Annotated in this window: 5 protein-coding genes, 1 pseudogene and 1 other annotated feature; of the genes and pseudogenes, 2 read left to right on the forward strand and 4 right to left on the reverse strand. The window is 53.9% G+C overall.

The window, feature by feature from the left end; genetic code table 11:
• Nucleotides 1-66: 66 nt before the first annotated feature.
• The 4 genes from AC3ISQ_RS11655 to rnm all read right to left on the reverse strand — a co-directional run bounded on the left by AC3ISQ_RS11655 (nucleotide 67) and on the right by rnm (nucleotide 8684).
• Nucleotides 67-6519 (reverse strand): Ig-like domain-containing protein, encoded by a 6453-nt coding sequence (locus AC3ISQ_RS11655; RefSeq protein ID WP_489346630.1) that lies wholly within the window; start codon nucleotides 6517-6519, stop codon nucleotides 67-69.
• A 184-nt stretch (nucleotides 6520-6703) separates the two neighbouring features.
• Nucleotides 6704-7063, reverse strand: a complete 360-nt coding sequence (locus AC3ISQ_RS11660; protein WP_489346631.1) for a Rap1a/Tai family immunity protein — start codon at nucleotides 7061-7063, stop codon at nucleotides 6704-6706.
• 115 nt (nucleotides 7064-7178) lie between these two features.
• On the reverse strand, nucleotides 7179-7799 hold the full coding sequence (locus tag AC3ISQ_RS11665) for an L-threonylcarbamoyladenylate synthase (protein ID WP_489346633.1): 621 nt from the start codon (nucleotides 7797-7799) through the stop codon (nucleotides 7179-7181).
• Nucleotides 7800-7808: 9 nt separating this feature from the next.
• The gene (rnm, locus tag AC3ISQ_RS11670) at nucleotides 7809-8684 is read right to left on the reverse strand and encodes an RNase RNM (RefSeq protein ID WP_489346635.1); all 876 of its coding nucleotides are present in this window, start codon (nucleotides 8682-8684) and stop codon (nucleotides 7809-7811) included.
• Between the two features lie 466 nt (nucleotides 8685-9150).
• Nucleotides 9151-9254: a sequence feature (Trp leader region), on the forward strand.
• Between the two features lie 28 nt (nucleotides 9255-9282).
• Between rnm and AC3ISQ_RS11675 the strand changes: the two genes are divergently transcribed.
• Nucleotides 9283-10842 (forward strand): anthranilate synthase component 1, encoded by a 1560-nt coding sequence (locus AC3ISQ_RS11675; RefSeq protein ID WP_489346637.1) that lies wholly within the window; start codon nucleotides 9283-9285, stop codon nucleotides 10840-10842.
• A pseudogene (gene trpD / locus AC3ISQ_RS11680) lies at nucleotides 10842-12437 on the forward strand (bifunctional anthranilate synthase glutamate amidotransferase component TrpG/anthranilate phosphoribosyltransferase TrpD). Before AC3ISQ_RS11675 ends, trpD begins: the two are co-directional and overlap by 1 nt.
• Nucleotides 12438-12440 lie beyond the last annotated feature (3 nt).

Genomic DNA, 12440 nt, shown 5'->3' on the forward strand with positions numbered 1-12440 from the left:
TAGAAAAGCCCGTCGAATGAAACAAACGACGGGCTTGGTCAGTAAGATTTGATCTCTTCAGAATAATTACAGGTTAGTCTGAACATCCTGTTGGATCAGCACTTCAACATCATGACCGCTGTTCTGGTAAACGTTATACACGGTGCCGTCATGCGTCACTTGCCCTTGAGCATTCCACTGCTCTTGAGTCTGCTCACCGAGCTTGGCTTCCAAATTCACCACATCGCCAGCATCGCCATTGATAATCAGTTGTTTATTGCCATCCTGCAGGAACACGTCTTCGCCACCCAGCGCCAATACATCATCAATGCTGACGTTTAAGGTGTTATTGCCGTGCCCTTCAAGGGAGATGGCGTGAATGTCTTGTGCCTGTTCTTGGTGCTGTTGCGCCAAGTCAGACAAATTCAACACCGCTTCGTCATCGATCAGGTGATATTCGCTGCCCGTTAGTTCGAAATGATGGCTGTCATCACTTTGTTCACTAAAGACAGATGGTGTGGCAGCCTCAGGTCCTGCTTCTCGCATTGAGAAATTATCTAAGGTTAAAACGTTATTATTGCTAGTATCTCCACTCATAAATGCAATACGAACAATTCCCGTTTCTTCCGCAATCCAGGTTCCCATTGGCGAACCGTTGCCTGCAACAGACTGAATAGGTATCACATAAACACCATCGACCATAAATCCAATATTTGGCCAGTTAGCATCTGGGCCACGAGCAGTGTCAGCATAACTAAAGGTATATGAATGCCCCGCTTTCACTTCAATTTCACGGAACATTATCTCGCCTCTCATATCAACGCCAGCCTGATAACGACCATCAAAATTAACCCCAGTGAAAGAGCCGCTTGTTCTCCATGTATCCGAAAGTGTCCACCCCTGACCGGTAGTGTCATTGAAGTCATTAACCGTTGTAGCCACACCAAAACCGACAGAATTAGTAGGTTCACTGATATTCCCAACTGCATCTTGCACCCGCACGTTGAAGTTATAGTGACCGTCAAGCGCAGGGAATCTTGGCTTCCAACTCCAGTTTCCTGAACTGTCTGCCTGTACGCTACCCAAATCAACATTACCAACGCGGATAAACACGATGGCATTCGCTTCCGTTTCACCGGCCAGCGTTGGTTCGTTGTCCACCAGAACTAACGTAGACGTTGGTGCCTCAGTATCCAACTCCACAACAATCGGGGCAGATTTCGCGCTCTCATTACCTGCGGGGTCAGTCAAACTGGCGCTCAGGTTATGCGTGCCATCATCACTTACTGGGGCGGTCACGCTCCAACTGCCATCAGCTTCGACCACAGCTGAACCGATCAAAGTGTTACCGTCGTACAGCTTCACGATCTCGCCTTGCGTTCCACCGTTACCGCGCAACGTCATTTCGCCGTTGTTGGTCAAGCCACCGGCGCTCAAGTCAAGTCCATTGCCATCTTGCAGTTGACCTACCGGTGCATCCGGAGCAGTGGTATCGAGATATACAACTATCGGCGTAGATTTGGCACTCTCGTTACCAGCCGGATCGGTCAGGCTGGCACTCAGGTTATGCGTACCATCACCACTTACCGGGGCAGTCACGCTCCAACTGCCATCAGCTTCAACCACGGCCGAACCGATCAGCGTGTTACCGTCGTACAGTTTCACGATCTCGCCTTGCGTACCACCGTTACCGCGCAACGTCATCTCACCGTTGTTGGTCAGGCCACCGGCGCTCAGATCAAGACCGTTACCGTCTTGCAATTGTCCCACTGGCGCATCTGGTGCCGTGGTGTCCAGTTCGATAACAATTGGGGCAGATTTCGCGCTCTCGTTACCTGCGGGATCAGTCAGGCTGGCACTCAGGTTATGCGTGCCATCCCCACTTACCGGGGCGGTGACACTCCAACTGCCATCGGCTTCGACCACCGCCGAACCGATCAGCGTGTCGCCGTCGTACAGCTTCACCACATCACCTTCGATGCCGCCATTGCCGGACAGGGTCATCTCATCGCTATTGGTCAGGCCACCCGCACTCAGGTCAAGTCCATTGCCATCTTGCAGTTGGCCTACCGGTGCATCCGGAGCAGTGGTATCGAGATCTACTGTAATCGGAGCCGTTCTTGCACTCTCATTGCCCGCTGGATCGGTAAAGCTCGCGCCCAGCTCGTGCGTGCCATCACCGCTCACTGGGCCGGTCACGCTCCAACTACCGTCTTCTTCCACGACTGCCGAACCGATCACCGTGTCGCCGTCGTACAGTTTCACGATCTCGCCTTGCGTACCACCGTTACCGCGCAACGTCATCTCACCGTTGTTGGTCAGGCCACCCGCACTCAGGTCAAGTCCATTGCCATCTTGCAGTTGGCCTACCGGTGCATCTGGAGCGCTGGTGTCGAGATCCACAATGATCGGAGCTGTTCTTGCGCTCTCATTGCCCGCCGGATCGGTAAAGCTCGCGCCCAACTCGTGTGTGCCGTCGCCGCTCACCGGGCCAGAAACACTCCAGCTGCCGTCGTCTTCAACTACCGCCGAACCGATCAGGGTGTCGCCGTCATACAGTTTCACTACATCACCCGGTACACCGTCGTTACCGGACAGGGTCATTTCATCGCTGTTAGTCAGGCCGCCTGCACTCAGGTCAAGTCCATTGCCATCTTGCAGTTGCCCTACCGGTACATCCGGAGCAGTGGTATCGAGATCTACTGTAATCGGAGCCGTTCTTGCACTCTCATTGCCCGCTGGATCGGTAAAGCTCGCGCCCAGCTCGTGCGTGCCATCCCCGCTCACTGGGCCGGTCACGCTCCAACTACCGTCTTCTTCCACGACTGCCGAACCGATCAGCGTGTCGCCGTCGTACAGCTTCACGATCTCGCCTTGCGTCCCACCGTTACCACGCAACGTCATTTCGTCGTTGTTAGTCAGGCCACCGGCGCTCAAGTCAAGTCCATTGCCATCTTGCAGTTGACCTACCGGTGCATCCGGAGCAGTGGTATCGAGATCTACAACTATCGGCGTAGATTTGGCACTCTCGTTACCAGCAGGATCGGTCAGGCTGGCACTCAGGTTATGCGTGCCATCACCACTTACCGGGGCAGTCACGCTCCAACTGCCATCAGCTTCAACCACGGCCGAACCGATCAGCATATTACCGTCGTACAGTTTCACGATCTCGCCTTGCGTACCACCGTTACCGCGCAACGTCATCTCACCGTTGTTGGTCAGGCCACCGGCGCTCAGATCAAGACCGTTACCGTCTTGCAATTGTCCCACTGGCGCATCTGGTGCCGTGGTGTCCAGTTCGATAACAATTGGGGCAGATTTCGCGCTCTCGTTGCCCGCTGGGTCAGTCAGGCTGGAGCTCAGATTATGTGGGCCATCCCCACTTACCGGAGCGGTCACGCTCCAACTGCCATCGGCTTCGACCACCGCCGAACCGATCAGCGTGTCGCCGTCGTACAGCTTCACCACATCACCTTCGATGCCACCATTGCCGGACAGGGTCATCTCATCGCTATTGGTCAGGCCACCCGCACTCAGGTCAAGTCCATTGCCATCTTGCAGTTGGCCTACCGGTGCATCTGGAGCGCTGGTGTCGAGATCCACAATGATCGGAGCCGTTCTTGCGCTCTCATTGCCCGCCGGATCGGTAAAGCTCGCGCCCAACTCGTGTGTGCCGTCGCCGCTCACCGGGCCAGAAACACTCCAGCTGCCGTCGTCTTCAACTACCGCCGAACCGATCAGGGTGTCGCCGTCATACAGTTTCACTACATCACCCGGTACACCGTCGTTACCGGACAGGGTCATTTCATCGCTATTAGTCAGGCCGCCTGCACTCAGATCAAGACCGTTACCGTCTTGCAACTGCCCTACCGGAGCATCCGGCGCCGTGGTATCCAGTTCCACCACTATTGGGGTGGATTTTGCACTCTCGTTGCCCGCTGGGTCAGTCAGGCTGGAGCTCAGATTATGTGGGCCATCCCCACTTACCGGAGCGGTCACGCTCCAACTGCCATCGGCTTCGACCACCGCCGAACCGATCAGCGTATTACCGTCGTACAGTTTCACGATCTCGCCTTGCGTACCACCGTTACCGCGCAACGTCATCTCACCGTTGTTGGTCAGGCCACCCGCACTCAGGTCAAGTCCATTGCCATCTTGCAGTTGGCCTACCGGTGCATCCGGAGCAGTGGTATCGAGATCCACAATGATTGGAGCCGTTCTTGCGCTCTCATTGCCCGCCGGATCGGTAAAGCTCGCGCCCAACTCGTGTGTGCCATCACCGCTCACTGGGCCGGTCACGCTCCAACTACCGTCTTCTTCAACTACCGCCGAACCGATCAAGGTGTCGCCGTCATACAGTTTCACCACATCACCCGGTACACCGTCGTTACCGGACATCGTCATCTCATCGTTGTTAGTCAGGCCGCCTGAGCTCAGATCAAGCCCATTGCCGTCTTGCAGTTGCCCTACTGGTGCATCTGGAGCGCTGGTGTCGAGATCGACAATGATCGGAGCCGTTCTTGCGCTCTCATTGCCAGCCAGATCGGTAAAGCTCGCGCCCAACTCATGTGTGCCGTCGCCGCTCACCGGGCCGGTCACGCTCCAACTACCGTCGTCTTCAACTACCGCCGAACCGATCAGGGTATCGCCGTCGTACAGTTTCACTACATCACCCGGTACACCGTCGTTACCGGACAAGGTCATTTCATCGCTGTTAGTCAGGCCGCCAGTACTCAGATCAAGACCGTTACCGTCTTGCAACTGTCCTACAGGAGCATCCGGCGCCGTGGTATCCAATTCCACCACAATTGGGGTAGATTTTGCACTCTCGTTGCCCGCTGGGTCAGTCAGGCTGGAGCTCAGATTATGTGAGCCGTCACCACTTACCGGAGCGGTCACGCTCCAGCTACCATCAGCTTCGACCACGGCTGAACCGATCAGCGTGTCGCCGTCGTACAGCTTCACCACATCACCTTCGATGCCACCATTGCCGGACAGGGTCATCTCGTCGCTATTGGTCAGGCCACCAGCACTCAGGTCAAGTCCATTGCCATCTTGCAATTGTCCTACCGGCGCATCCGGCGCAGTGGTATCGAGATCTATCGTAATCGGAGCCGTTCTTGCACTCTCATTGCCCGCCGGATCGGTAAAGCTCGCACCCAACTCATGTGTGCCATCACCGCTCACTGGGCCGGTCACGCTCCAACTACCGTCTTCTTCCACGACTGCCGAACCGATCAAGGTATCGCCGTCGTACAGTTTCACCACATCACCCGGTACACCGTCGTTACCGGACATCGTCATCTCATCGCTGTTAGTCAGGCCGCCTGAGCTCAGATCAAACCCATTGCTGTCTTGCAGTTGCCCTACTGGTGCATCTGGAGCGCTGGTGTCGAGATCGACAATGATCGGAGCCGTTCTTGCGCTCTCATTGCCCGCCGGATCGGTAAAGCTCGCGCCCAACTCGTGTGTGCCGTCGCCGCTCACCGGGCCGGTCACGCTCCAACTACCGTCGTCTTCAACTACCGCCGAACCGATCAGGGTATCGCCGTCGTACAGTTTCACCACATCGCCCGGGGTAGCGCCGCTACCAGACATTGTCATCTCGTCGCTGTTGGAGAGACCACCGGTGCTCAAATCTAGCCCATTACCATCTTGCAATTTCCCGGCAGGAACATCCGGTGCCGTGGTATCAACGTCAAAATTGATCGGAGAAGATTTCGCACTTTCAACACCGCCCAAGTTAACTTCCGAGAAGCTCAGGCTGTGAGTCCCCTCGGTCAGTTTTGTGTCTGACTGCCACTGCCAGCGACCATCGCTGCCAACCGTGGTAGAACCGATCAACTCACCATTGTCATAGATTCGAACCACATGGCCTGGCGTCCCCAAACCTGTAACCACCGGACGGGTATCATCAGTACTATTGCCCTGGGTAATCACGCCTGTCACCGCACCAACGTTATCGGTAGCGATAGCATCCGCCGGAACAGTCGCCTCAACAGGCTGCCCATTACCATCAGCATTACCGCTATCACCGCCGCCACCACCACCGGCGGCTAAAGCAATACCGGTCAACGCGGCTAATGCTGCCAATGCGCCAACAGCAATCATGCCCGCAGAAAGCCCACCGGTCAGACTCAGGCCTTCAAGACCAGAAGTCGTTTCACTTGCGAGCAGTAACGGTGAGACAGAACCGTCTTCCAAAATCAGGAAGGCATCTTGGTCAGTACCTTGGCTCACATAAGTGTGGTAATTGCCGTCCGTGCCCATACCGGCAAGCTCACCCTGTTGATCATAGAAACCATCAATGATCAGCTCAGGGGTCTCGTCGCCCTCTTGTGTAAAGACGTGCAAATCCTTCCCGACACGCTTAACGCGAATATTATCGGGAGCAGGTTGGTTGTCTTCAGCGGATAACAGATATTTACCACCACGGATGGCTTTGATGTGCTTAGGTGTGCCACTAACCTCCGCAGACAGAGAAGCGGTATCGACGATCTTTTTGCCGTCTACGACGATTAAGTGAACAGTGTTTTTCATATAAAATTACCTGGTTTTATTAACGGAATATGGAAAGAGAGCCAAATCTCAGATTTTCCTTAATGCTAAACCGTCGAAAAATAAACCAAGTTTAAGAACGTTCTTGTTTGTCTAGATTACCCCCTTAAATAAAAAACGCCCGATGGAACTCATCAGGCGCAGGTAAGAACGGGTTAACTGTAAATCAGTGTCTAACGCAGGGATATTCCGCCGTTAGCGCCAGCATAATCACCGAAGGTGCCGAATAATGAAGTTGCTCAGGGTGATCTTTGAGGTAAACCAGCACCGCGTCCGATGCCGTGCCAATGCTTACACCGTCTTTTGGGCAAATATTACGCTTTCCTTGCATCGAATAAGTATCAAAAACGCCTGCCACATAGCCCATAAATAGGCCGCCATCCAAGGCTTCCGCCACCGTTGGTGCACCGTCTTTATTTTTTTCATAACCCGAGCTTTCATCCAGCAGCGTCTTGCCTGAATAAAAGCCCGCATATGCGGTTGTAGATAACAACAATGCGGCCAATAAAATCCAGAGTCTCGCCATAAAAATGCATCCTGCCAATTTTCAATTTTTGATACTGTAGGATAGCGGCTTTCGCGAGGATTATCCGTTTTTCGGGGTGCTTTCAGAATTTATCGGGCGCAACTCGTCTACCTTCTTAGCGGAACGGGGCAAGATCGCCTGCGCCTTTACGCACCACTTCGGGTGCGGCTTCGGTGAGGTCGACAACCGTAGTTGGGTGTTGCCCCAAGAAACCACCGTGGATCACCAAATCGACCTGTTTACCCAAGTGATCACTAATTTCTTCCGGATCAGATTCAGCAAAATCATTGCCCGGCAACATCAGCGTGGTGGACATCATAGGTTCATTCAGCACATCTAATAATGCTAAAGCGATAGGATTGGAAGGCACACGCAAGCCGATAGTTTTACGTTTATCATTCATCAAACGACGCGGTACTTCTTTGGTCGCTTTAAGGATGAAAGTGTAATTCCCCGGAGTATTATTTTTAATCAGGCGAAATGCCGCGTTATCCACAAAAGCGTAGGTAGATAATTCAGACAGATCGCGACACATCAGGGTGAAGTTGTGGTTGCCATCCAACTGACGGATGCGGCAAATACGCTCCATGGCATTTTTTTCTTCCAGTTTACAGCCCAACGCATAACCAGAATCTGTCGGATAAACAATCACCCCGCCCTTACGCAATACATCTACCGCTTGGTTAATCAAACGCGGTTGCGGGTTGTCTGGGTGAATATAAAAAAGCTGGCTCATGTCTTACTCCTAAAAATTTGACTGCGGCCAGTCACGCCACACCGGCTCAACTCCGCCGGGTAACCACAGTTTGCGTCCTAGTTCGATCCACGAGCAGGGCTGGTGAAAGTCGGAACCTTGCGACGCCAATAGTTGATAATCTTGCGCATACTTGGCTAATTGTGTGCGTTCGTGCGGGGCTTGCTGACATTGTGCGACTTCCATGGCATCACCGCCATGCTCAGCAAAGTATGCCAATAGGCGTTTGAGCCATTTAGTGCTCAACTCATAACGGCCCGGATGCGCGATTACCGCTTGCCCGCCAGATTGATGAATGACATCAATAGCTTGTTCTATTGTACACCACGGTGGCGGAACGTAACCGGTTTTGCCTTTCGCCAAATACTTTTTAAATACCTGCGCCATATTGTCCGCCACGCCGATCTGCACCAGATAACGGGCAAAGTGACCGCGAGTAACTGCGCCATCACCAGCCAGTTGCTGCGCCCCTTCAAAAGCATCAGCAATACGGGCTTTCGCCAATCTCACACCGATTTCACGCGCCCGCAGGTTGCGACGTTCGGTCTGTTCTGCCAGTAATTGGATCAGTGCCGGATGCTCAATATCCATCCCTAAACCGACGATATGAATTTCGTGATTCTCCCACAGCGTGGAGATCTCGACACCGTTCACCAACTGCAACGGCAGTGATAATGCGCTAATGGCAGTGGCGGCCTCTGCCAGCCCGGCAGTGGTGTCATGATCGGTGATCGCCAGTACGCCAACCCGCATTTCGACCGCCCGCTGCACCAGTTGTGTCGGCGTTAAATAACCGTCGGAGGCGGTGGTATGGCTATGGAGATCGTACAGAGTAAAGGCGGAGGATTGTGGGTTGTTATCTGTCAAAAGGAGCATCCAATAAGTAGCTAAGTTTCTATCATAACCGCTATACCCGTCATACTTGAAGCTGCATCTTTGTTGGCTACGTTCATTCGCCCGAATCACTTACTGATGTAAGCTCATCGGGACTATGAGCTTCGTTCCTCAGCTCCCCCTTCGGGCCAGCGCAAGCGCTGTTCAAATCGGTCTGACGACCAATTTGTCATTCACTTGTGCCGTGCAGGGATGCACTAATGTCGCGAGCGCAGGGATGCGCTGGAGCGACCCGCCTTGATGCAACTCCAATTATTTGGGGTATATCATTGAATAAAATCTACCTAAATGAAAAAACTCACTATTACGGATAAAACTTTACACGATGAGAGGGTTGACTTTATTTTCACGATCCAGTTAACTAGTACACAAGTTCACGGCGGTGACCGTGTTGGATGATAGACAGGAGAGTACAGACATGAACAAGCAAACTTCTCTTCATCGTTGGTGGCGTTCCTCCCTCTTGTGGGCGGTGTAATCACGCATACCTGTCATCTGACATTGCAGATTCCCTAAGCCCGCACATAACGCGGGCTTTTTTATGGACAGAATTTCACTGGAAGTAGCAATAATGAACAACAAACCACAGCTTAAATTACTGACAGCAGAATCCAGTTACCGAGGCGACCCAACGGCGATCTTCCACCAATTGTGTGGCGATCGTCCGGCAACTTTGTTGCTGGAGTCCGCCGAGATCAACAGTAAACAAAATCTAAAAAGCTTATTAGTGGTTGATAGCGCCCTGCGCATCACCGCGTTAGGACGCAAAGTCACGCTGCAAGCACTGACCGCTAACGGTGCCGCCCTGTTGCCGTTGCTGGATAATGCGCTGCCTGCGGAAGTGGAAATCCAAGTGCGTCCGAACGGTCGTGAACTGACTTTCCCCATCATTAACGCGGTGCAAGATGAAGATGCCCGCCTGCGTTCACTATCAGTTTTTGACGCGCTGCGGACTCTGTTGACATTGGTGGAAGCACCAACCGAAGAACGTGAAGCCATGTTGCTCGGCGGGTTGTTCGCCTACGATTTGGTCGCTGGTTTCGAAGATTTGCCAGAACTGCGTCACGACCAACGCTGCCCGGATTTTTGCTTCTACTTAGCAGAAACCCTGCTGGTACTGGATCACCAACGTCGCTTTACCCGTTTGCAGGCTAGCCTGTTCACTGCCGACAGCGCAGAAGAGCAGCGTTTGCAGCAGCGCCTTGAGCAGTTGCAGGCACAGTTGCAACAAACGCCGCAGCCGATCCCACAACAAAAGCTGGAAGATATGCAACTGAGTTGCAACCAGAGCGACGAAGAGTACGGCGCAGTGGTCAGCGAATTGCAGCAGGCAATCCGTCACGGTGAAATCTTCCAGGTTGTGCCTTCGCGTCGCTTCTCCCTGCCTTGCCCTGCTCCACTGGCGGCTTACCAGACGCTGAAAGATAACAACCCAAGCCCGTACATGTTCTTTATGCAGGATGACGAATTCACTCTGTTTGGTGCTTCACCGGAAAGCGCACTGAAATACGACGCCAGCAACCGTCAGATTGAAATCTACCCGATCGCCGGGACTCGTCCGCGCGGTCGCCGTGCCGATGGTTCACTGGATTTGGATCTCGACAGCCGTATCGAACTAGAAATGCGTACCGACCACAAAGAACTAGCCGAGCATCTGATGTTGGTCGATTTAGCGCGTAACGATCTGGCGCGTATCTGTCAGGCCGGTAGCCGTTACGTCGCGGACTTAACCAAAGTAGACCGTTATTCATTCGTGATGCATTTAGTGTCACGCGTTGTCGGTAGCCTGCGCGAAGATTTGGACGTGCTGCACGCTTATCAAGCCTGTATGAACATGGGCACCCTGAGCGGTGCGCCGAAAGTTCGCGCCATGCAATTGATCGCCGCCTCTGAAGGCTCACGCCGTGGCAGCTACGGCGGCGCGGTCGGTTACTTCACCGCTCATGGCGATCTAGATACCTGCATCGTGATTCGTTCCGCTTATGTCGAAGATGGCGTTGCTACCGTGCAAGCCGGTGCTGGCGTGGTGCTGGATTCCATTCCACAGGCCGAGGCCGACGAAACCCGTAACAAAGCCCGTGCCGTGCTGCGTGCCATCGCCACCGCGCATCAAGCTAAGGAAGTGTTCTGATGGCCGATATCTTATTGCTCGACAACGTGGATTCCTTTACCTACAACCTGGTCGATCAACTGCGTGCCAGCGGTCACAACGTGGTGATTTACCGCAACCAAATCGCTGCCGACACCATTATTGAGCGTCTGCAACAGATGGAGCAGCCAGTTTTGATGCTGTCTCCTGGGCCAGGCACTCCTTCCGAAGCCGGTTGTATGCCGGAATTGCTGCAACACCTGCGTGGTCAGTTGCCGATTATCGGTATCTGCCTCGGTCATCAGGCGATTGTTGAAGCCTACGGTGGGCACGTCGGTCAAGCCGGTGAAATCCTGCACGGCAAAGCCTCGGCGATCACCCACGACGGCGAAGGCATGTTTGCCGGTATGGCGAACCCACTGCCGGTGGCGCGTTACCACTCGCTGGTCGGTAGCAATATTCCAGCAGAGTTAGTCGTTAACGCCAAATATGGCGAAATGGTGATGGCCGTTCGTAGCGACGCCGAGCGCGTATGCGGCTTCCAATTCCATCCAGAATCAATTTTGACCACCCAGGGTGCGCGTTTATTAGAGCAAACCTTGGCTTGGGCGCTGGCGAAGTAAGCAGAGGAAATCACCATGCAATCTATTCTCGATAAGCTGTACCGCGCCGAATCGATGGATCAGCAAGAAAGCCAGCAACTGTTTAGCGCTATCGTGCGCGGTGAGTTGGAACACAGCCAACTGGCCGCAGCGCTGATCAGCATGAAGATCCGCGGCGAAAGCCCGGCGGAAATCGCTGGTGCAGCGAAAGCTTTGTTGGCAGACGCCTTGCCGTTCCCGCGCCCGGATTATCCGTTCGCCGATATTGTCGGCACCGGCGGTGACGGTACCAACAGCATCAATATTTCCACCGCCAGTGCTTTTGTCGCGGCGGCTTGCGGCGCTAAGATCGCCAAACACGGTAACCGCAGCGTTTCCAGCCGTTCAGGTTCATCCGATCTGCTGGCAGCCTTTGGTATTCGTTTGGATTTACCGGCGCAAGAAGCGCGTCAAGCGTTGGACGACCTCGGTGTGTGCTTCCTGTTTGCACCGCAATATCACACTGGTTTTCGCCACGCGATGCCCGTTCGTCAGCAACTGAAAACCCGCACAGTGTTCAACGTGTTAGGGCCATTGATCAACCCAGCGCGTCCGCCTTTGGCATTGATTGGCGTTTATAGCCCTGAACTGGTGTTGCCGATTGCTGAAACGCTGCGCGTGCTGGGCTATCAGCGTGCAGCAGTGGTTCACGGCGGCGGTATGGATGAAGTCGCTATCCACACCAGCACTCAAGTGGCTGAGCTGAATAATGGCGAGATCGAACACTATACGTTGACGCCACAATCGTTCGGCTTGAGCAGTTACCCGCTGGAGTCGCTGCTGGGCGGCTCACCGGAAGAAAACCGTGACATTCTGGCACGGTTGTTACAAGGTAAAGGTGAAGCGGCACACGCCGCGGCAGTCGCGGCTAACGTGGCGTTACTGTTGAAATTATTCGGCCAAGAAGACCTGCGCCAAAACGCGCAGCAGGCACTGGATGTGATTCACAGCGGGCGGGCTTATCAATTAGTCACCGCCTTGGCAGCAAGAGGATAAATG

Source organism: Serratia sp. KH_031 (assembly GCF_057839655.1).

What these genes read in the sequence shown, in the direction of transcription:
- AC3ISQ_RS11655 (WP_489346630.1), bottom strand. Translation starts at nt 6,519, where the DNA reads ATGAAAAACACTGTTCACTTAATCGTCGTAGACGGCAAAAAGATCGTC.
- AC3ISQ_RS11660 (WP_489346631.1), bottom strand. Translation starts at nt 7,063, where the DNA reads ATGGCGAGACTCTGGATTTTATTGGCCGCATTGTTGTTATCTACAACC.
- AC3ISQ_RS11665 (WP_489346633.1), bottom strand. Translation starts at nt 7,799, where the DNA reads ATGAGCCAGCTTTTTTATATTCACCCAGACAACCCGCAACCGCGTTTG.
- AC3ISQ_RS11675 (WP_489346637.1), top strand. Translation starts at nt 9,283, where the DNA reads ATGAACAACAAACCACAGCTTAAATTACTGACAGCAGAATCCAGTTAC.